The sequence below is a fragment of the Pseudarthrobacter sp. NKDBFgelt genome (assembly GCF_046097905.1).
In the GTDB taxonomy this organism is placed as follows: domain Bacteria; phylum Actinomycetota; class Actinomycetes; order Actinomycetales; family Micrococcaceae; genus Arthrobacter; species Arthrobacter polychromogenes.
The window spans coordinates 1-19,754 of sequence record NZ_JBJURL010000056.1; the positions used below are offsets into that span (position 1 = coordinate 1).

Below are 19,754 nucleotides of genomic sequence, written 5' to 3' on the forward strand. Positions count from 1 at the left end.
GGCATCTCGGCGCGCTTCCTTGCAGGCGGTGCCGCCGGCGGCCGGCGGCACCGCCTGCAAGGGAGCGCGCCGAGATGCCGACCCGCAGCCGGCGGTCGTACACAGTGCGTTGGGCGGGTTCAAGGGCGAAGCCGAGGTCGACGTCGTCGTGCACGTCCGGGTCGTGGCGGTGGACCCGGCCGCGGACCCTTACCCAGTCCGCACGCAGGAAGGCACAGTTCGAGCCGAAAGGTGGCCAACGGCCCATGGCGGCGCCCATGAAGAGGAAGTAGGCCTGCATATAGCCGAGCCCGGCAAGCCGGGCCCTGACCGGACCGGCGTCGTAAAAGTCACCCGGCCCGGTCAGGAGCGCCACGTCCGAATCGAGCGTGAAGCGGTGGGCGATGCGTTCCAGCCAGTCGTGCGGCGGAACGGTATCGGCATCGCAGCGGACAATCACGTCGCCACGGGCGGCGTCGTAGCCGGTGGAAGCTGCGGCAGCGATCCCCGGTGCTCTCTCGCTGAACACCCGTGCACCATACCCGGCCGCTACCCGCGCGCTGTCATCGCTTGAGTTGTTGTCCACCACGATGACCTCCAGCGGAGTCACTGTCTGGGCATTGAGGGCTTCCAGGCAACGGGACAGGGGGCCGGCGTCGTCCTTGCATGGGATCACGACGGACAGGGACAGATTCACGGTCTGAGTATGTCAACTATTGCTGTCCCGCAGCGAGACGGCCGGCCCCGGCTGAGGAATGGAGAGCAACCGTCACGACCCGCCCGGAGAGTCACAAAGCGGGGCCATCGATGACCGTGCCAGTGGGCTCCGGCCGGGTTGCCGCACTCAAGGTCCGGCTTTTCCGTGCAGACAGCCCTCCTGAACTGATATCCAAGGCTGCTTTTATCTGAGATCTGTTCCGGTCAGGGCGGCGCCTGGAGGCGGGCCTGAAACAGCTAGCCGGCCTCGGGGGTCCCGGCGTCCGGTCCGTGGTGAGGGGGCGGGGGATGGGGATGTTCGCGGAGGTAGGAGTCCAAGGTGCGGGCGAGCCTGTCGACGGCTTCGGAGGTGTTCCGCGCCTCCGTCTCCGGCCAGCTGGCAAGGGCGCGCCGCAGCAGCGCTGACCGGCTGTCCCCGGTTTCCTGCAGCTCGGCGAATCCGGCAGGGGTAAGCGTGATCAGCTGTGAGCGTCCGTCCCTGGGGTCGCGGCGGCGGACGGCGAGACGGCGCTCTTCGAGGTCGGCGATGTGGCGGCTGAGTACGGGGGCACCGACCCCGAGGTCCGTACAGAGGTCCCGGGCGCGGCATTCCCCTGACTCAGCGAGCAGGCGCATCACGGCCTGCAGGGCCGCACCCGGCCGGCCGGGCCCCAGGCTGGCAACGGTCAGGCGCCGCAAAACCCGCTGGAGGGTACCGATTTTTTCTTCCAGGGCCGCAACGGTTGCCTCCTGCAATGTCATGGTGCTCTCGCTATCCTTTCGGAAGGACTCGGGTGGCCTGCCGCGGGCCTCTTCAGGGCGGTGGCCGGTCGGGGGCCATGTCGCGGCAGGCGCTGGAGACGTCGTGTCAGTCGCGGGTGCTGACCAGTTCCGGGGCTGACGGTCCGGCGGGGGCAGGCGCGGCCGGGAGTTTGGCGCCTTCAACGTCGACGTCGGGCAGGATGCGGTCCAGCCAGCGGGGGATCCACCAGGCCTTCTCGGCGAGAAGGTGCATCGCTGCGGGGATGATGGTCATCCGGATCAGGAATGCGTCCACCAAAACGCCGAAGGAGAGGCTGAACCCGATCGGGCGGACCATGGTCAGTCCGGAGAAGATGAAGCCTGCGAAGACGGCGGTCATGATGATCGCCGCGGCGGTCACGACGCGTGCACCATGGCTGAAGCCGGTCCGGACGGCGCTGCGGGCGTCTTCTCCGTGGATGTGGGATTCGCGCATGCCCGAGACGAGGAAGACCTGGTAATCCATGGCCAGGCCGAACAGCACGCCGATGAGGATGATCGGCAGGAAGCTCAGGACCGCCGCCGGGTTATGGACCCCGAAGATCTCGCCGAGCCAGCCCCACTGGTAGACGGCGACGATGGCGCCGAAGGTCGCTGCCATGGAGAGCAGGAACCCGCCCGTTGCCAGCAGCGGGACCAGGATGGAGCGGAAGACGAGCAGCAGCAGCACCAGGGAGAGTCCGATGACGACGCCCAGGTACAGGGGAAGGGCGTTGAACAGTTTTTCGGAGACGTCGATGTTGGCAGCTGTCTGGCCGGTCAGGCCGATGCTCACCCGGGTGTCCGTTTCGATGTCCGAGGCGGCGCTGCGCAGGTCGGCGACGACCTGTTCGGTGCTGGCGCTGGCTGGTCCCTCGGCCGGGATGACCTGGAAGATCGCGGTCCGGCCGTCCTCGCTGAGGAGGGCGGGCAGGGCTGCGGTGACGTTTTTTACGTCCCGGAGCCGGTCCGCAACGTCGTACTGCAGTTTTTCTGATTCGGCGGCGCTTAGCCCTGCCGGGAGTTTGCCGACGGCGATGATCGGGCCGTTGACGCCCTCTCCGAAAGACTCGCCAAGGGTGGAGTAGGCCTTGTAGGCGTCGGAGTTCACCGGCTCGGTGCCTCCGTCGGGCAGGGCTACCCGGAGCTGGGCCGCCGGGAGGGCGGTGATAGCCAGTGCCAGGACAGTAACGGTTAGAACGATGATGGGATGACGGGTCACGAACGCGCCCCAGCCATGGCGGCTGTGTTCCTGATCCTCGGCTTCTTCGAGGGCTTCGGGAGATGTCCCGGCCCTGGCAGCTTTCTCGGCAGCGGCCGCGTTCGCGGTGCGGGCCTTGTCCCAGGCCCGTTTGGACAGGACCCGGGTTCCGATGAATCCGAGCATTGCAGGGGTCAGGGTCAGTGCGACGAGCACGGCCAGCGCGACGGTACCGGCACCTGCCAGGCCCATGATGGTCAGGAACGGAAGGCCGGGTACGGCCAGGGCGGCAAGGGCGATGACGACGGTCAGGCCGGCGAACAGCACCGAATTTCCCGACGTACCCGTGGCCCGGGCCACGGATTCCTCCATGGCCATCCCGTGCAGCAGCTGGGACCGGTGCCTGTTGACGATAAAGAGTGAGTAATCGATGCCGACAGCGAGTCCGAGCATCAGGGCCAGGAATACCGACACGGACGCCATTTCAATCACACCGGAGAGTGCAAAGGTGGCACCAACACCCACGGCCACGCCGATGATGGCCATCAGTAGCGGCAGGCCGGCAGCGACCAGGGTTCCGAGCATGACGATCAGGACCAGGGCAGCGACGCCCACACCAATGATTTCGGCGGTGCCGAGGACTTCGGAGACATCCTGGGTGATGCTCTGGCTCAGGTACACCTCCACCCCTGAAGCGGAGGCCGCCAGGATGGTTTCCTTCACCTCTTCGCGGACTTCGGGCGCGACTTCATAGATCGACTGGGTGAACTGGATCTGTGTGACGGCTGATGTTCGGTCTGCAGAGACGGTCCGCATCCCGGCTGAGGCGTCCAGCTTGCGCTGGCCCAAAGCCAGAGCTTCCTCGTTGGCGGCGATTTCCTTCGCACCGGCGTCCAGCTGTTCACGGGCTGTTTTCAGCTGGGCGAGGGCCTGGTCCATGCCGGGGACCCCTGCGGCAGCAGCAGCGTCCAACTGGGCCTGCTGCGCGTCCAGCTGCTGGAGGCCCTCAGTGATTTGCTTTTTGGCCGCGTCCAGCTGGGCCTTGCCCTCGGCGAGCTGGGCTGCTCCGGCATCGATCTGGTCTTGGAGCTCGAAAGGGCTGGCAGCTGACTGGACTTCCGGAATGTCCTTCAGCCGGTCCAGGGCATCTCCGATGGCTTGTTCCTGGGCGGGCGTGAAACTGCCGGAGCCGGCGTGGAAGACCACCGCACCGCTGCCGCCGGCTGCCTCGGGCAGTTCCTCTTCGAGCTGGTCCAGGACGCGCTGGCTTTCGGTGCCCGGAATGCTGAAGTTGTTGCTCATGGTGCCCTGGAACGCGACAGCAGCGCCGCCGGTGCCCAGTACCACGGCTGTCCATACAGCCAGGACCCACCAGCGGCGCCGGTAGGCCAGCCGGCCCAAGTGGTAAAGCAGGGATGCCATAGATTTCAGCCGTTCTGATAAAAGGTTGGACTAACGGGGGTTGGGCTATTGGGTGAAGCCGTGACGCAGGTAACCGACCACGTCGACCAGGAGCTGGCGCAGCAGCGTCAGGGACTCCTCGGTAACATCGCCGCCGGTGCGGCGGTACCACTGGGACAGCGCGGCTTTCCCCGAGGAGAGGACCGAGCCGACCAAGGCACTGGCATACAGGGGGTCGTGGTCCGCTCCCGGGCGTTGACTGATCGCGGTGACCAGCCTGTCGGCGCAGTTCTGCCATCCTTGGAGCTGGAACCGGTTCATCTGCGCATCAGTCCCGGCCAGGCCGTATACCTCGGCCATCGCGGCCAGGTGGATCGGATCCGCAAGGGCGATCAGCACCTCGTACATCGACTCGACCAGCGGCTCTTCCGCGGGGCGGGACAGGAACTGGTCAGCCGCATGGTCCAGGAAGTCCTCGATGCTGACCACAAGGGCTGCCTCACGGCTGGGGAAGTAATTGAAAAACGTCCGCCGTGACACCCCGGCGGCCGCGGCAATGTCGTCCACTGTAAACCGCCCAGGGCCCTTGACGCGGACCAGATTCATCGCCGTCTCCACAATGGCGCTGCGGGTCGCGGCTTTGTTCGCTTCCCATCCGGGCTGGACGGAGCGGACCGTCTCCGGAGAAGCACTCATGGAAAAAAGCCTACCCGCAGGTTTGCACGGGGTGCAAACCTGCGGGTAGGCTCCGGTGGCCTGACTTACCGGCCGGAGCTGGCCGCCTGGGCCGGGGCATCGTTCTCGGCGTCGTCAGCGGTAATCAGGATGTTGCCCTCGGAAATCGATTCTGACAGCACGTCATGTTCGACGGCGGTGGCCAACGGCTTCTCCTTGACAAAGCACAGCAGCACTGTCGCAATCAGCGCCAGTGGAACCATCCAGACGAAGATGGGTGTCAGGGCGTCGTTGTAGGAGGAGATGATCGCCTCCTTGACCGGGGCCGGCAGGGCGTTCACCACTGCCGGTGTCAGCGAGTTGGACCCTCCGGGCGCGCCGCCCCCTGCGGCCGCGGCCGGGAGCCGTTCAATCAGCAGATCATGCAGGCGGTGCGCGAAGAGACTTCCCACAACAGCTGATCCCAGGGTGGCGCCGATCTGGCGGAAGAAGTTGTTCGATGCTGTTGCCGTGCCGACCTCACGCAGCGGGAAGGAATTCTGGACGATCAGGACCAGGATCTGCATGTTCAGGCCCAGGCCCAGGCCCATGACGGCCAGATAGGCACAGATCTCCCACAGCGGCTGCTCCGGTTTGAGGGTGGAAAGCAGCGCCAATGCCACCGCCACGATGACACCACCGGCGATCGGCATCCATTTGTACCGGCCTGTCCTGCTGACCAGCTGCCCGGACACCACCGAAGCCACCAGAAGGGCTCCCATCATCGGGATCATCAGCAGCCCCGAATCGGTGGCGTTGACACTGAAAGCCATCTGAAGATATGTCGGAAGGTAGCCAATGGCGCCGAACATCGCAACACCAATGAGCAGGCCGGCGATGGTGGTGAGGTTGAAGTTGCGGTCCTTGAACAGGTGCAGGGGAATGATCGGTTCGGCCGTGTGCCGCTCCACGAGGACAAAAGCCACGGCGGCCAGGATGGTGCCGGCGATCAGAGCCAGGATGATGGGATCGTTCCACTCATACTTGCTTCCGCCCCAGGTGGCAAACAGCACCAGGCAGGTCGTTGCAATGGCGATCAGCACCATGCCGCCCAGATCCAGACGGGGTTTCCCGCTGCGCCTGGGGAGTTTGAGGAAGAACGCAGCGCCGGCCAGTGCCAGCAGGCCCAGCGGAATGTTGATCCAGAAGACCCAGCGCCAACCGGGGCCTTCGGTGAACCAGCCGCCCAGCAGCGGTCCGGCAACGGAGGAAATGGCGAAAACGCCGCCCATGACGCCCATGTATTTGCCGCGTTCGCGGGCCGGAACGACATCTGCGATGATCGCCTGGGACAGGATCATCAGGCCACCGCCACCCAAACCTTGGATGACGCGGGCGGTGATGAGCACACCCATGTTCTCTGCCAGCGCGCCGACCACAGAACCGGCCATGAACAGCACTATGGCGGCCATCAGCAGGGCTTTACGGCCCATCAGGTCGCCGAGTTTGCCGTAGACAGGCATGGTGATGGTCGAGGCGAGGATGAACGCGGTGATCACCCAGAGCATGTCGCTCACGCCATTAAGTTCCCCCACGATGGTGGGCAGCGCGGTGCTGAGTACCGTCTGGTTCAGCGCGGCCAGGAGCATGGAAAGCATCAGCCCGACGAACAGAAGGATAATGTGCTGCTTTCCTTCAGGCGCGGCCTGTCGGGCAGGAATGTCGGTCATAAAAGTTTCCTTTGAATTTGGCGAAGAAGATCCAGAGAGGGATCAAGGTCCTCCGGCCTGAGGCCCCGGACAGGGTCGTAGGCCGGGGAAGTGAGATTAAAGCGGACAGGGACGCCGGCGATCATGACAAGCATCCGCGCAGTATCGTCAGCGTCGAAGCCCCCGGATCCGGCGGCCCATGAGGGATCACCGGCGAGCACGCCAGCCACAGCCTGGCAGACCAACGCCTCAGCTTTGACCATGTATTCCATCTGACGCTGGGCCAGATGAGGATACGCGGCCATGAGCTGACTGCGTCGCAGTGCATCAGTGCTCCCCAGAGCCGTCCGCGCCACCGAAACCAGCAGCCGCGAAACCTGCCCTACCAGATCACCCCGGGGAGACAGCTGGGACACCAGCTGCGGATCCAGTACAGGCTCCTGGAGGCCCAGGACGGCATCCTCCTTGGCCCGGAAATAATTGAAAAATGTCCGGGGTGATACGCCGGCGCTGTCCGCGATGGCCTCGACCGTCGCCTGCTCAAGCCCACGCTCCAAGGCCAGCGACGCAGCCGCCTCATGGAGGGCAGTCCACGTTTCGGCTTTTCGACGCTCCCGCAGGGAGGGAACCGCAGTTTTGGTCATGCCATAAATAATTGCACAAGTGCACGTCTTTCAGAAATGCACACTTGCAGTTCTGCAAGGAGAAGAAGACTGGGCGCAGGCGCGAAATGGAAATTGCGAAGCCATGACAGGGGCAGACCGGCAGGCTCGCTCTCCAGGACGGAGCGGAGAGGGGCAATGGCTTCCGGGCGCGCGGAACGCCGGGCTTTTCGTCCCGAATGTACGCTCCAACACGAAGTGGCAGGTGGATCTGGAGGGCAACGGCCCAACACTGCCTGGGAAGGGGCCGGTATCAATAAGCCCCTGCACAGCCGGCCACCATCAGAGTCCACCCACTAGCTGCCATCCCGCACCCGGCAAGAAGAAGGAAACTGTCCGTCGATACCAGCGCTTACCTGCGGGTACATCGATCGCGCGATAGCGTCTTTACGACCAGATCATGAAGGACAGAACACTTGAAATTGAACGCTTACATCTCCAGTGCCTCTGATGGGCTCTTCACCGTCAAGACACTGCAGTTGCCGGAACTGACTGCTCACGCCGGCACAATAGACGACATCCCTCATGCTTTACGTTGCGCCGCTGCTGCCATATGCGGCCAGCCGCCCGAAGACTTCGAGATCATCACCGACTTCTAACCTTTCCCCGAATTCGCCTGGACTGAACCCCCGGTTCCCAGTCGCGGGAGTCCCTGACGCTACACCCGCGGCTGAGGTATTCCGTCTCAAATCGAGAGGCAGGGTGCGTTACGTCGCCTCCAGAATGACCCAGCCATCGGAGCGCGTGTAGGCGGCGAGGACCCTACCTCCACCGAAGACGGGAATCGGGCCAGGCGAATACAACACCTCCGCCCTGGTGCACTCCAAACCCCTCAAAGCTTCTGCCGCCTTAGCCAGGACGGCACTGAAGTCGCTCCCTTCCACAGCGAAACATCCGGCACCAACGCCGGTGAAATACTCAAGGAAGTACGGCATAGCCCACAGTGTGGCAGCCCGAAGGCACGCGGCTAAGCCCGGGCGGTCCAAGTGGTCTTCCTGTGGATTCCGTTCCTAAGTGGCCGGCCCCGGGCCGGGGTGGGGTTCTGCAGATGGCTTCTGAGCACTGGCTGGTCCGGCCTCCTCTGCACAAAGGCCGATTCTGCTCCTTGTCCCTATCCTCAAAGTAGCCAGGCACAGACGCCCCTGTTCATTTGAGGAGCGGGGGTACCTGACGGTAAACGGTGCCGCGTGGACAGGGCCCGGAGTCGGGGATGAAGTGATCGGCGGGTTCTGGCAATGACGTGTGCAGACGACTTCTGACATTCCGTGCAGACGACTTCTGAAAACGACATCCGGTACCAGAACTGAAGGCTTTCCGGGGTGTGAATGAAGGCCTCCACGATCCATCCCCGGTAACGACTGGTTTGGGCGTAGTTGGAGTGGCCGGCCGGGTATAGGAGGGCGATGTCGAGATCCGAGGTTGAGGTTGCTGTCCCGGTAGCGGCACTACCGCCAAGGATCGACGCGCATGCCCCAGGATGTTCCTCCTGAACGAAGGCGCGTGCGATCTCCTGAATGCTTTGGTGTTCTGCCAAATCACTTCTCCGTCAGTGCGATGATCGCGGTCTACTTGCCTGTTTTCCGGGCGATGATCGTATAAGTACACGGCACGAGGTCACGTTCGGCTTCTGGCCAGGCGAAGCCTCCTTCCACCTCCACCATCCGGGGGGCGAACTTCCACGGAAGCGTCCTGCCCTCTTCCACACGAAGGATCTGCAGCTCCGCCGTGATGAGAGAGTTGATGATCTTGGAGATGGGGTGCGCCCATTGGTATGTACGCGAATGAGCCACCTTGCCGTCACCCGCATACGTCGACTCGTCATTCCACAGCTGCGCTTCGCCGTTACCGAAGTACGGATAGCGGAGCTGCAGTCCATCGGCGTGCTCGTCCACGCTGTAGAGAGCGGGGTGCCCGTCGCGGATGTAAAACATGCCCCCGTTCCGGAGGAGCCCTGCTACCTGGTTTGCCCAGCGGTCCAAGTCAGGCAGCCAGTTGATGGTGCCGATGCTGGTGTAGACGAAGTCGAAGTCACCGTCGACGGCAGTACGGGCATCGAGAACGTCGGTTTCGACCCACGTTGCCGCGATGCCCAGGCGTTTGGCCAGGCTGGCCGCTGAGGCCAAGGCGCGAGGGGAAAAGTCCACGCCGGTGACTCGGGCCCCTGCCTTGGCGAGAGAGAGCGTGTCGGTGCCGATGTGGCACTGGAGATGACACACATCCAACCCCGAGACCGTTCCCTCGGGGAGGAATGGTGCCAGTGCAGCCAGGTCCGTCCTGACAACGCTGGTCAGGTGATCGGGATCGTCCAGGTCCCTGATTTCATAAGCCTCTTCATGCAGCGGGACCCTGTCTTCCCAGTTGTCGAGGTTGCTCGCGCGTGCAATATCCCAGTCGACTAAAGTGCGCTTGTCAGCCATGCGAGCGAGTCTACAGCGTTGTATGTCAACATCTCCGGGGTCCCAGTTCTAAGGAATTGGGACGCGGCTGAGTGCGCACCCATGAGAACCGCCACGAGCCCTCGTGCTTGACCAGTATGGACCGTCGCGTTATCTTGATAACAAGACGTCAAGATAACTCGATCATGGCGCTAAGGGAGGACACGATGTTGCAGATAAAACTAGGGGAGTACCGAATCGTTGACCCCGCGATGGATCCGTTGGGAAGGGCTGCGGTCGGAGCATCCCCCGATATGTCCGAGAAGGATGCCTGGGAAGCAGGACGAGGGTGCTGGGTGATGAAGGCCAGTAGGGCCATCGAAGAGGATGAGGTGCGAATTGTGAACTCGAAGGGCACGATCCTTGCTGTTGCCAAGGTGCGAGGACTTATCAAACATGACAATCGCCTCGAAGTCGTTGGAGATCTGCTTGAGGGAGATTCGCGTGTGGGAGAAACTGTTCAACTAAATCGGGCGCAAAACCCTATCTCTTACGTGTAGTGGCTTGGCAACTCCAAGGAAGGGCCGCCCAGATGACCCCGGCGGCCCTTCCTCGATGCGGCACTTCATCAGGCGCCTATGTATCTCCACACATACGATTGGGGCCGTGGAAACTATCACCTGTGCTGTTGACCAGCTTCGCGACAGCGCCCCTAACATCTTGACCTGTTCTTTGCCCTCGAACGATCCGTCCTGGGCGGATGTGTTCTCTGCTTGGGGCACGGTAGGCGCAACCGCTGCCGCCGTTGTCTTTGGTCTGTTTTCTCTTGGATTTTCACTGCATGAACGCAAGCTCAGGAGGACCCAAGAGGCGGCAATAGCGGTGCAGGCAGCGGCCGACCGTCAAGCGGTCATCCGCAGTCAAGCGGAACGTGTGGCCTGTTGGCTTCAATGGGAGAAGGCTGAAGACCCCACATTTGTAGGCCTTCCTGGCAAAGCGTTTCAGTACCACGGGGCCAAATGGCAGATCGTGGTTCAAAACGCATCGGACCAACCGATTTGGGAAGTTGGTATTACTCACTGGTCGTTGGGCACTTCAGAGTTCAGTCAGATACCCGTAGTGGCTGCGGGAGCTATCAGAAGCTTCGAAGTGAAGCCAAAGCCCAAGGACCAGGGTTTGACAATGGAAGAGGCGGTGGACGTTCGTTTCCGGGACAACTCCGGCAGGAGCTGGTATCGGCCGGCGCACTTACCGGGAACCCTTCACCTTGAACAGGACGATTCCTCCGCAGTTCTGCAAATGGCAGAAGGATAGGGCCCATCGTGTTGTGGTTTGTAGCGCAGGCACATACATCTGACAGTCTCCGAGTCGTGTGAAAAGTGCGCTTAGGAATGGGGCCGGTGTGTTGATTGGGCATCAGGAGAGGTTGCTGGTTGGATCAGGGGAGCTGACGCTTGCTGATTTGTGGCCTGAGCACCGCCTTGTTGCTGCCGTGGTGGGTCTAAATCCCGCACCGAGGAGTGTCAGAGAGGGCCACTATTACCAGGGGCCGGCAGGTCGGCGTCAGCTGTTGCGCATGGCTGAAGCGGGCCTATTCGATCCGGACGTCGCGCCCTTCCTTGATGACGCCGCAGTGCAGCACGGAATAGCGTTTACAGACATCGTGAAGTTTCCGACCCTGGGGGAGAAGCAGGTGAAAGCTGCCCGGATTCATGAGGGTTTGCCTTTACTTGAGGCTTCGTTGGCGGCCCGAGGAGCTCCCTTGGTGATTGGGGTGTTTCGGCATCCGGTTCAGGCGTTGCTTGGCTTGAGAAAATCAAAACCCGGCTTGCAGGAGAAAACCACCAGTTGGGGTGCCCGTGTTTTTCGAATGCCTGGGCCGTACGCGAAGGCTGGTGAAGCCAATCAGGTATTGGCTGACCTGGGCAAGCTGTTGCGAGAGGTCACGACCTAGCCGATCGTTGCGTCGTTTCGCACGAAGGATGTGCGCAGGAACCCAAGGTAAGGCCGCTTACTCCCCGTGATTCAAGTACAGCCCTTAGCTCTCAGGCAGAATGGGCTTCATGTGCGGCCGATACGTTATGTCCAAAGCAACGGGTGACCTTCTGAGCCACTTTGAGGCCAAAGAGGTAGAGGGAAGCCCACCGCCGCCGAGCTGGAACGTGGCACCAACCCAAAGCGTCCCGATCGTTGCCGAACGCTTGGATGAGGGAACAATTGATCGGCACCTGCTCGTCGCCCGTTGGGGCTTGGTGCCGTCCTGGGCCAAGGACGTCAAGATCGGCTCGAAGCTGATCAACGCCCGAAGCGAGTCCATCTTGGAGAAGCCGTCCTTCCGGAAGGCGGCGGTGAAGCGGCGTGCGATAGTCCCGGCGGAAGGGTATTACGAGTGGCAGAAGACAGAGGACGGCAAGAAGATCCCGAACTACCTGTACTCCGAACAAGAGCCCTTGCTGGGCTTCGCAGGCCTTTACGAGTGGTGGGCGGACCCATCTCTGCCCGAGGACGATCCGGGCCGTTGGCTGCTGAGCTGCACAGTGCTCACCATGACGACCCAGGACGCGTTGGGGCACGTCCATGACCGTTCGCCGGTCATTATTCCGCGAGACCGCTTCGCTGAATGGCTGGACCCGGACCTGACCAACACGAACGACATCCAGCACTTGCTGGACTCTCTACCGGAACCGACCCTGACACCTCGGATTGTCAGTCCCAGGGTCAACAGCGTGCGCAACAATGGGCCGGAACTTATTGAGCCGGCCGAGCGGGCATCCACATAGGCCCATGCCGCGATACTTATCTCGCGATTCCCAGCCGCCAGCGGGGGCGTCCCAATGGGAGGTCCGGCTTCCAAGGAACTGAGACGCCCTTGCGTTGTTGCTCAGGCGTGGCGAGGTGGTCGGACGAAAACTCTGTCCTAGTCCCACAGCGACGGCCTCGTTCAATCCTCAGATTCTGGGGCGACATGACGTTCAGCCCCCAATTGCTCTATTCGCGCGCGTATCTCGGCCAAGGGCGCTGCCACTTGGTCAGCTATCCCGACTATTTCTACGAACGCCTCTACAGCCAGGAGCGTAAGAGTGGGTAACTCAACGGGGAAAATCTGAGGAGGCCTGGGCCGTGTTCTCAGGTCTGTTGAGGTCCAGTCATCGCTTACCGCAAAGTATGGTGCAGCACTGGTCAGGGTGGGATGAGACTCTTGCGTCTCTGTGAGCCATCCCTGGTACAGGATCATGTAATCAGGTACATCATGCATGAGCGACGTGAGGTCTTTGTAGGAACCAGGGTGCTCAGGATCGGCCTCGCCGGCCAACTCCTCTATGAGTTCCAGCGCTCCCTCAGGTAACGGGCTTCCCTTCGATGCGGCGTTCTTAACCTTTTCCAGACTCCAGGCCCGATATTTGAGGGCGAGCTCCACAAGCGAAGAGGGGTCAACAGTGCGGGCCCACTGTAGCCGGATGACGTGCTCGATCGCAGATCTGCGAAGGGGGGAGGCCTCCACCGCGTATCCGACCCGCTCCATAGCGGCTATGGCCTCCGAGGTTCTAAGAACCCGCATCATCCAGCCCCAGGTCATGCCGCGGGCATGTGCAGCGGACAAGTCTTTGCGTGCGCCGCCGTTGAGAGGGATTGGGGGCACAGGAGGGAGGTTCTTTACAAGATGGCGAAGATCCGCGAGGATCCGCGCACCCGTGCTCTCGGGGTTTTGTGAGTCTTTCATCTACTAAGAGTGGTTGTGGGGCCTCGTCTCCCGAAATGGCGACACGCCCAAGACAAATCCCCGAAGCGTGTCCAAGGCAGACACCGTTGACCGTCCCAGTTCCAAGGAATCGGCCTGGAGCAGGACGTCACACTAATGTCAGGGCATTCAGGCATCATCAGGAGATGATGTTTGAAGAAGACCGCACATCGGTCCCGCGCGCCTACACTGCTTTGCCCGATGGTCCGGATCACCCTGACCCCGTCGACGACTTGAAGCGCTCAATTGAATGGTGCCACGCGCAAGCTGATGGAAACCTGCGGGCAATTGGCATTCAGATCGGCAGTAGGTTCGATCTTAAAGACGAACCGCTCCTTGAAGCGCTGGTTCGTGGAGGAGCAACCGTCTACCCAGATGCCCGGGGCAAAGTTGTCCGCCTGCCGACGGGGCCAGTACTGGCCTACAGGCCGCTGCCGCAGACATTGTGGCAAATCGAAGAGCATCGAGGACCCTCGGCCATCGCCGCTGTGGGAATTACGGGGCCGTCCCATTTCCGGGAGACGTTCATGTCAACGACATCAGCGGGCGCACAACCTTGGGTCAGCGCCTACAACCCCAAACACCTGGGCGGCCCCGAGATCGAGGCTAAGAGTCCTGTGGTTTCGGATCCAGTCATTTGGGAAGCGCTCAAGACCTTCACAAACATGATCAATTCCAGCACAGGGCTGTCGCACAGCTCCGACCGTTCCAGCGTCACAGAGGGGCTGACGAAACTGAAGGCAGCTGGTCACTACTTCTGCCCAGATGATCTCCTCGCTGGTGCCCTCCGGCTGAACTGGAAGGGGAGCGCAGCCGTAGAACTCCGTGAACTCGCACTTGAAATCAATGCCGGCAAGCAAAAACGATTTCGGAAGATGCTCAGGACCGACATCGTGGAGGTATGGAGGGCCGAAGCCAGCGCAGCAACACAGCCCGACCACTAAACGCCATACGAATCTGCCTGATCGGCTAGAACCAGCACCTGTATCGGGCGCACCAACATCGGAGGCCTCCGAGACTCGTTTCTCAGAGGCCTCCCATGTTCAGCCGGCCACCAGCAGCCACCACGTGAGTATTGCGGCAGTTCCAAGGTGGTAGCCGATGGACCGGCAAACGCCCTGCAGCAGCGCTTCGCCACCGAGGCGGGCCAGCCGCTGCAGAGGTCCCTTGGGTCGGCCCTGGTCGTTCTTGCATGTGCGGTTTTTCTTCTTAGCCATACCTTCTCTATGCCGGAACTCGAGTGAGGGGTGTGGGAAGGCTTGATTGAACAGCGAACGTATGAATTTATCGACCGACAGAATGTCGTGCGACTCGCGTAGCGCCCGGTCCTTGGCAGGACCGGGCCCTTGGTGTTTTACGAGGGCAGTAGGATCGATGCCTGTGTACGACGAAACTGCTTCCCTCTTTGAGATCGACGAGCCAGCCCCGTCTCCGAACGTCATTGTTCCGCCCCCGATCAAAACGGAGCAGGTACAAGCGATTCGTGATGCGTTTGAAAGGGCTGGGGTAGCCAGACAGGACGATCGTAAAACTTTGATCGAATCCGTCGTCGTCCGCGAAGTAGCGAGCCTCCGCGAGCTGAAGGCCATCGAGGCGCGGCGCATTATTCAGCGCATCGAAGGTCTGCATAGTTCCACGGCAGTAAGCACCGGATCGGCGTGGGATAACCGCGAAGAAGACACTTGGATCGACAGACTCTAGTGGGATCCCCTTAGCCCTTAAGCTTCCAATCACCATGAACGGCATAGCCGCTAGCTGTGACCGGATCAGGTAGGCCGCCCGGGTAGGGTTGGAGTTGAGTTCGCACCACGCGGTCAGCGTGGGACGCGAACTCGTCTCATGTGAAAGTAAGGATGGGGATGTCGCGGCTAACGGACCTTCTGCGCGCTGCTAGACAGCTTGACCCGCAGCTTGGCAGGGATTTGGAAGATGAAATTCGGCCGCTGCAAAAGCGTCTACCTTTCGGCCTCAACTTTGAACGGCATGCGCCTGAGGCTGTCGAACTCGCGGGCCATAAGATTCGCAAAGGAAGTAAGGTCAGGGTCCTTGCGCCGAGAGGTTCGACCACCCAGGGCGACAGGCGGCTTTGGCAAGTAGACGCGATGCGCGGCGATGTTGCCGACATTTCGCTTCTCGATAGCTCCGAGGGCGAGAGTCGTACCTTGCAGAGCGATGACCTTATCCTGGTGGCCGAGTTCCGCGACTGGATCTATCCCGGCTTACGCCCGGACGGCACCGTCGAGCGGGGCGGGGACAAACCTTTCCACACCGTGATCAACGGCGAGAACTTTCATGTTCTCGAACAACTCACGTTCACGCACGAGCGCGCCGTCGACGCAATCTACATTGATCCGCCCTATAACACCGGCGCCCGGGACTGGAAGTACAACAACGACTACGTCGAGAGCGACGATCTGTACCGGCATTCGAAGTGGCTGGCTTTTATGGAGCGCCGGCTCAAGTTGGCGAAGCGTCTCCTGAATCCTGACGACTCGGTTCTGATCGTTACGATCGACGAGAAGGAGCATCTCCGGCTCGGCTTGCTCTTGGAGCAGACGTTCCCGGAGGCGCGAATTCAGGTCATCTCGACCCAGATTAATCCGCAGGGGATTTCGTCCGGCGCGGGGGATTTTTCACGTGTGAACGAGTTCATTTTCTTCGTCACACTGGGCGATGCTGAGCTTACAAAGTGGTCCAGGTCGATGATCGACAATGACAAGGAAGCCAGTGACGTCAGTAAAGATCAGACGGTGCGCTGGGCAGACTTTGCCAGATACGGAGGGAACGCCGGCCGACGGAATAGCCCCGGTGCGTTCTTCCCGATCTTCGTAGACATTGAAAGCGAAACGATCCATAGCGTCGGGGACGCTATCGACTGGGGAGTCGATCCAGCCACTGTTCCTGTCCCGCAGGGCACCCGGGCCGTATGGCCGCCTCAGCGCCCTGATGGTTCCGACGGTCGCTGGCGGACCGTTGCCGAGTCATGCCGGGAACTAATCGCGAAGGGGTATATCAAGGTAGGACCATACAACCGCCGGAGCGGAAGACACTCCTTCGGCTATCTACAGGGCGGTGCAGTCGCGATGATCGAATCAGGCGAGATTCGCGTAGTCGGGCGTGACGAGAAGGGTGCTGTCGTGGTCGAGTACGGCGCTGGCGTCAAGCGTGCGACGCCGAAGACAATATGGACCCTTTCATCTCATGACGCATCCCGGTGGGGAGCGAACCTCCTGCAGCAGATCATTCCGGGCCGCCGTTTCCCTTTTCCGAAGTCATTGTTCGCGGTTGAAGACGCACTACGGTTCTATGTCCAGGCCAAGCCCAATGCGACTATCGTTGACTTCTTCTCCGGCTCTGGTACCACGGCCCACGCGGTGATGCGCCTGAACAAACAAGATGGTGGGCGGCGCGTCTCGATTTCCGTGACGAACAACGAAGTCGGCGCGGACGAGCAGACGAAGCTTCGTAAGGAGGGCCTTCGTCCCGGTGATCCCGAGTGGGAACGGTGGGGCATTTGTGACTACATCACAAAGCCGCGCATTCGTGCTGCAATCACTGGACAAACGCCTGACGGCAAGCCGATCAAGGGCGAGTACAAGTTCGTCGACGAGTTCCCCATGGCCGATGGCTTTGAGGAAAACGCCGCGTTTTTCACCCTGACTTACGAATCACCCTGGAGAGTCAGCACGGATCGCGCATTCTCGGCCATCGCGCCAATGCTATGGCTTCGAGCGGGTTCCAGGGGACGGCGGATCGACGATCTCTCGAAAGGATGGGCGGTCGCGGAGGCCTACGGGGTCATCAAGGATCTCGACCTTTCAACTGACTTCATCGCGGCGCTCAAGTTGGAAGAAGATGTCCGTGTCGCCTTCATCGTGACGGATGATGAGGGGCGCTATCAACAGATCGCGAACGAGATCCCGGGAATCGAGACCGTTCGTCTGTACGAGGACTACCTGAGGAACTGCGAAAGCAACGGTGACTTCTGATGCGCTTCACGCTCAAGGACTATCAGGCAGATGCCGTTGGAGACACGTTGACGGAACTTGCTGACGCCCGGGAGTTCTATCACGGCGCACGCAAGAGAGTGACGTCGGTGGCGCTCACGGCCACCACCGGCGCAGGCAAGACGGTGATGGCAGCTGGAGTCATTGAAGCTCTCTTCTGGGGGAGCGAAGACTTCGACACGGTTGTTGATCCAGGGGCGGTTGTGCTGTGGTTCAGCGACGACCCTTCACTCAATCAACAGACGCGGCACCGCCTGGAGCAAGCGTCAGACCGGCTCCGCAACCGACTCGTCACGGTCGAGCACCCATTCCGGTATCGGAAGCTCCAGCCTGGCCACGTGTACTTCCTCAACACCTCGAAGCTGTCAAGGAATAGTCTGCTGGTACGGGGACACGATGCAGAGGGAGTTTTGCCAGGCATCGAGTCGAACCCGGATACCGTGCCTTTCACGTTCTGGGACACGCTGCGGAACACCATCGAGGACGAAAGCACCACTCTTTATATGGTGCTCGACGAGGCGCACCGAGGCATGGGCCGACGCGCGTCGGACACTCCTACAATCGTGAAGCGTCTGATTAATGGTCACAGCTCCGTCCCTCCCGTTCCGATCGTGTGGGGCATCTCCGCGACTGTAAAGCGGTTCGAGGACGCAATGAGCGCTGCGGAGGTACAGGACAACCGGGTCCACCTCCGGACCATTACTGTGGACCCCGTGCGCATCCAGGAGTCGGGACTCCTCAAAGACGATATCGTCCTCGACTTTCCTGCGGAGACCGGAGACTTCAACACTGTTCTGCTGCGCCGGGGCGTCCGCAAGGTGAAAAAGCTATCGTCTGCCTGGGCGGAGTATGCCGTTGCCCAAAAAGAACCAGATCCGATCGAGCCGCTGTTGGTGCTCCAGGTGCCAAACAAGCCGTCACCGACGGAGGTGGCGTCCGCCATTGACGTCATCCGTAACGAATGGCCCGAGATCGGCCCCGAAGCTTTCGCTCATGTCTTCGGCGAACACACCGCTCAGACTTTCGGCGGACACAGTGTTCCGTACATCTCGCCTGAGCGGGTGCAGGACGCGACCTACATTCGTGTGCTGCTGGCGAAGGATGCCATCAGCACGGGGTGGGACTGTCCTCGTGCAGAGGTGATGGTGTCGTTCCGTCCAGCCGAGGATGAGACCCACATTACGCAGCTGTTGGGCCGCATGATTCGCACCCCGCTCGCACGCCGGGTCGAGGGTGACGATGTCTTAAACAGCGTCGAGTGCATCCTGCCGCGGTTCAACAAGGCCACAGCCAGTCGGGTGCTCGAACAGATCATGGGCAATGACCTCTCCGAAACAGGTGGTGGAACGGGCCAGCGTGTGTTGATCGACCCGCAGCTTATGACCCCGAACCACCGCATTCCGGAGTCGGTGTGGGCACTGTTCACCGAGCTTCCTGCCGAGACTTTGCCGCGTAAGCATGCCAACCCGATGAAACGCCTGACTTCACTCGCGCACGCGCTTGCGGCGGACGGCTTGGTGCCAGAGGCCGGGCGAATCGCGCATGACCGACTACATGGAGTCCTCAACGGTCTGGCCGCGCAATACCCGCAGGAGCTCGGGAAGGCCGAATCGGACGTGCTGACGGTGGCTGGTGGGACTGTCCGCGGGCACGCGCGTTACGGTCTTCGGGCTGATGAAGCCTGGACTGAGGCTGCCGACGATCGAGCTATCCAAGAAGCTTTTCGCAATGCCACACGTACGGTGACGCCCGACATAGCCCGCAGCTACGTAGACCACCTCGCGGCGGATGCTGATGACGAGGACGTGCTCCGTGACGCACATGTGCGCGTAGCAGGGCTTGCGATGCTGCCGCAGACGCGGCCAGCGCTTGACGCGGCGGCTGATTCACTGTCGTCGGAGTGGCTGAACAAGCACCGGGTAGCGATCAAGACGCTGTCCGAGTCCCGTCAAAGCTTGTACGCGGAGATCACTGCCATGAGCACTGACCCTCAACTAATCTCCATGGCGTTGCCGAAGAACCGTCAGGAGGAGACTCGTAAGGTGCTCGGCGAGGTCACAGAGATACTCGACCAGCGCCCCCTCCATCTGCTCTCAGACGAAGATGGCATGTTCCCGGTCGGAAAGCTCAACCCCGATGAGGTTCAGGTACTCGATACCGAGATTCAGCGCGGCGACCTGCTCGCCTGGTATCGCAACCCTACGGGGGGCCGCGACTCCATGAGCATCGCCTACCAGGATTCCCACGGAGCCTGGCGGACTCTCCGCCCGGACTTCCTGTTCTTCGTCGGAGGTTCTGACGGGGTCAGAGCCAATATTGTCGATCCGCACGGGTCGTGGCTGCCTGATGCGTTGCCGAAACTCCGGGGGCTAGCGCGATTCGCGGAGGTGTACGGCGAGAGCTTCCATCGCATTGAGTCCATTTCTCGGATTGACGGCGAGCTGCGAGTCCTCGACTTCACATTGCCCCAGGTGAGGAAAGTCGTACTGGATGCGGTCGACGCAGACTTCGCATACCGCGAGTCTTCTGTGGCGTACTGAGTTCATCGAGC

General features: G+C 61.4%; 20 protein-coding genes. 9 read left to right on the top strand and 11 right to left on the bottom strand.

Going from position 1 to position 19,754, the window contains the following annotated elements:
- From ACKAE7_RS14605 to ACKAE7_RS14630, 6 genes are all read right to left on the bottom strand, one after another.
- Nucleotides 1-676: glycosyltransferase family 2 protein (locus ACKAE7_RS14605; protein WP_408979541.1), on the bottom strand; the 676-nt coding region annotated here is incomplete at its 3' end.
- A 257-nt stretch (nt 677-933) separates the two neighbouring features.
- Nucleotides 934-1,437: a MarR family winged helix-turn-helix transcriptional regulator gene (locus ACKAE7_RS14610; RefSeq protein ID WP_408979542.1), complete on the bottom strand. Its 504-nt coding sequence runs from the start codon at nt 1,435-1,437 to the stop codon at nt 934-936.
- A 106-nt stretch (nt 1,438-1,543) separates the two neighbouring features.
- Nucleotides 1,544-4,078: an MMPL family transporter gene (locus tag ACKAE7_RS14615; protein ID WP_408979543.1), complete on the bottom strand. Its 2,535-nt coding sequence runs from the start codon at nt 4,076-4,078 to the stop codon at nt 1,544-1,546.
- A 45-nt stretch (nt 4,079-4,123) separates the two neighbouring features.
- On the bottom strand, nt 4,124-4,753 hold the full coding sequence (locus tag ACKAE7_RS14620; protein ID WP_408979544.1) for a TetR/AcrR family transcriptional regulator: 630 nt from the start codon (nt 4,751-4,753) through the stop codon (nt 4,124-4,126).
- A 65-nt stretch (nt 4,754-4,818) separates the two neighbouring features.
- Nucleotides 4,819-6,441 carry an MDR family MFS transporter gene (locus tag ACKAE7_RS14625; RefSeq protein ID WP_408979545.1) on the bottom strand — a complete coding sequence of 541 codons (1,623 nt, stop codon included), beginning with the start codon at nt 6,439-6,441 and terminating at the stop codon, nt 4,819-4,821.
- Nucleotides 6,438-7,064 (bottom strand): TetR/AcrR family transcriptional regulator, encoded by a 627-nt coding sequence (locus ACKAE7_RS14630; RefSeq protein ID WP_408979546.1) that lies wholly within the window; start codon nt 7,062-7,064, stop codon nt 6,438-6,440. Before ACKAE7_RS14630 ends, ACKAE7_RS14625 begins: the two co-directional genes overlap by 4 nt.
- Before the next feature lie 434 nt (nt 7,065-7,498).
- Here ACKAE7_RS14630 and ACKAE7_RS14635 point away from each other — a divergent pair, with 434 nt between their 5' ends.
- Nucleotides 7,499-7,681, top strand: a complete 183-nt coding sequence (locus tag ACKAE7_RS14635) for a hypothetical protein (RefSeq protein ID WP_408979547.1) — start codon at nt 7,499-7,501, stop codon at nt 7,679-7,681.
- A gap of 108 nt (nt 7,682-7,789) precedes the next feature.
- Here the strand turns inward: ACKAE7_RS14635 and ACKAE7_RS14640 are convergent, their stop codons facing one another.
- The 3 genes from ACKAE7_RS14640 to ACKAE7_RS14650 form a co-directional block, all read right to left on the bottom strand.
- Nucleotides 7,790-8,017 carry a hypothetical protein gene (locus ACKAE7_RS14640; protein WP_408979548.1) on the bottom strand — a complete coding sequence of 76 codons (228 nt, stop codon included), beginning with the start codon at nt 8,015-8,017 and terminating at the stop codon, nt 7,790-7,792.
- Between the two features lie 182 nt (nt 8,018-8,199).
- Entirely contained in the window at nt 8,200-8,616 is a 417-nt protein-coding gene (locus ACKAE7_RS14645; RefSeq protein ID WP_408979549.1) for a nucleotidyltransferase domain-containing protein, read from the bottom strand.
- A gap of 31 nt (nt 8,617-8,647) precedes the next feature.
- Entirely contained in the window at nt 8,648-9,499 is an 852-nt protein-coding gene (locus ACKAE7_RS14650; RefSeq protein ID WP_408979550.1) for a class I SAM-dependent methyltransferase, read from the bottom strand.
- Between the two features lie 107 nt (nt 9,500-9,606).
- Between ACKAE7_RS14650 and ACKAE7_RS14655 the strand changes: the two genes are divergently transcribed.
- The 4 genes from ACKAE7_RS14655 (at nt 9,607) to ACKAE7_RS14670 (ending at nt 12,237) form a co-directional block, all read left to right on the top strand.
- Nucleotides 9,607-10,017, top strand: a complete 411-nt coding sequence (locus ACKAE7_RS14655; RefSeq protein WP_408979551.1) for a hypothetical protein — start codon at nt 9,607-9,609, stop codon at nt 10,015-10,017.
- A 106-nt stretch (nt 10,018-10,123) separates the two neighbouring features.
- Nucleotides 10,124-10,771 carry a hypothetical protein gene (locus ACKAE7_RS14660; RefSeq protein WP_408979552.1) on the top strand — a complete coding sequence of 216 codons (648 nt, stop codon included), beginning with the start codon at nt 10,124-10,126 and terminating at the stop codon, nt 10,769-10,771.
- 262 nt (nt 10,772-11,033) lie between these two features.
- The gene (locus ACKAE7_RS14665) at nt 11,034-11,411 is read left to right on the top strand and encodes a hypothetical protein (RefSeq protein WP_408979553.1); all 378 of its coding nucleotides are present in this window, start codon (nt 11,034-11,036) and stop codon (nt 11,409-11,411) included.
- 109 nt (nt 11,412-11,520) lie between these two features.
- Nucleotides 11,521-12,237 (top strand): SOS response-associated peptidase, encoded by a 717-nt coding sequence (locus ACKAE7_RS14670; RefSeq protein ID WP_408979554.1) that lies wholly within the window; start codon nt 11,521-11,523, stop codon nt 12,235-12,237.
- Nucleotides 12,238-12,398: 161 nt separating this feature from the next.
- On the opposite strand, the gene ACKAE7_RS14675 is transcribed toward ACKAE7_RS14670, so the two are convergent.
- A complete protein-coding gene (locus ACKAE7_RS14675) occupies nt 12,399-13,178 on the bottom strand; it encodes a hypothetical protein (protein ID WP_408979555.1) in 780 nt (259 codons plus the stop codon).
- Between the two features lie 164 nt (nt 13,179-13,342).
- On the opposite strand from ACKAE7_RS14675, the gene ACKAE7_RS14680 reads away from it, so the two are divergent.
- Nucleotides 13,343-14,140 carry a hypothetical protein gene (locus ACKAE7_RS14680; RefSeq protein ID WP_408979556.1) on the top strand — a complete coding sequence of 266 codons (798 nt, stop codon included), beginning with the start codon at nt 13,343-13,345 and terminating at the stop codon, nt 14,138-14,140.
- A gap of 99 nt (nt 14,141-14,239) precedes the next feature.
- Here the strand turns inward: ACKAE7_RS14680 and ACKAE7_RS14685 are convergent, their stop codons facing one another.
- Nucleotides 14,240-14,413, bottom strand: coding sequence for a hypothetical protein (locus ACKAE7_RS14685; RefSeq protein WP_408979557.1), 174 nt, complete (start codon nt 14,411-14,413; stop codon nt 14,240-14,242).
- A 163-nt stretch (nt 14,414-14,576) separates the two neighbouring features.
- On the opposite strand from ACKAE7_RS14685, the gene ACKAE7_RS14690 reads away from it, so the two are divergent.
- The 3 genes from ACKAE7_RS14690 to ACKAE7_RS14700 all read left to right on the top strand — a co-directional run bounded on the left by ACKAE7_RS14690 (nt 14,577) and on the right by ACKAE7_RS14700 (nt 19,743).
- Entirely contained in the window at nt 14,577-14,897 is a 321-nt protein-coding gene (locus ACKAE7_RS14690; protein WP_408979558.1) for a hypothetical protein, read from the top strand.
- Between the two features lie 221 nt (nt 14,898-15,118).
- Complete coding sequence (locus ACKAE7_RS14695; protein ID WP_408979559.1) at nt 15,119-17,185, top strand: site-specific DNA-methyltransferase; 2,067 nt, start codon at nt 15,119-15,121, stop codon at nt 17,183-17,185.
- Nucleotides 17,185-19,743, top strand: a complete 2,559-nt coding sequence (locus tag ACKAE7_RS14700) for a DEAD/DEAH box helicase (RefSeq protein ID WP_408979560.1) — start codon at nt 17,185-17,187, stop codon at nt 19,741-19,743. Before ACKAE7_RS14695 ends, ACKAE7_RS14700 begins: the two co-directional genes overlap by 1 nt.
- The last annotated feature ends 11 nt before the right edge of the window (nt 19,744-19,754 follow it).

Bases quoted from the DNA above. Each gene is read 5' to 3' on its own strand.
- ACKAE7_RS14650 (WP_408979550.1), bottom strand. From the start codon at position 9,499: ATGGCTGACAAGCGCACTTTAGTCGACTGGGATATTGCACGCGCGAGC.
- ACKAE7_RS14680 (WP_408979556.1), top strand. From the start codon at position 13,343: ATGATGTTTGAAGAAGACCGCACATCGGTCCCGCGCGCCTACACTGCT.
- ACKAE7_RS14615 (WP_408979543.1), bottom strand. From the start codon at position 4,078: ATGGCATCCCTGCTTTACCACTTGGGCCGGCTGGCCTACCGGCGCCGC.
- ACKAE7_RS14630 (WP_408979546.1), bottom strand. From the start codon at position 7,064: ATGACCAAAACTGCGGTTCCCTCCCTGCGGGAGCGTCGAAAAGCCGAA.
- ACKAE7_RS14610 (WP_408979542.1), bottom strand. From the start codon at position 1,437: ATGACATTGCAGGAGGCAACCGTTGCGGCCCTGGAAGAAAAAATCGGT.
- ACKAE7_RS14675 (WP_408979555.1), bottom strand. From the start codon at position 13,178: ATGAAAGACTCACAAAACCCCGAGAGCACGGGTGCGCGGATCCTCGCG.
- ACKAE7_RS14665 (WP_408979553.1), top strand. From the start codon at position 11,034: ATGGCTGAAGCGGGCCTATTCGATCCGGACGTCGCGCCCTTCCTTGAT.
- ACKAE7_RS14625 (WP_408979545.1), bottom strand. From the start codon at position 6,441: ATGACCGACATTCCTGCCCGACAGGCCGCGCCTGAAGGAAAGCAGCAC.
- ACKAE7_RS14685 (WP_408979557.1), bottom strand. From the start codon at position 14,413: ATGGCTAAGAAGAAAAACCGCACATGCAAGAACGACCAGGGCCGACCC.
- ACKAE7_RS14670 (WP_408979554.1), top strand. From the start codon at position 11,521: ATGTGCGGCCGATACGTTATGTCCAAAGCAACGGGTGACCTTCTGAGC.
- ACKAE7_RS14700 (WP_408979560.1), top strand. From the start codon at position 17,185: ATGCGCTTCACGCTCAAGGACTATCAGGCAGATGCCGTTGGAGACACG.
- ACKAE7_RS14640 (WP_408979548.1), bottom strand. From the start codon at position 8,017: ATGCCGTACTTCCTTGAGTATTTCACCGGCGTTGGTGCCGGATGTTTC.
- ACKAE7_RS14620 (WP_408979544.1), bottom strand. From the start codon at position 4,753: ATGAGTGCTTCTCCGGAGACGGTCCGCTCCGTCCAGCCCGGATGGGAA.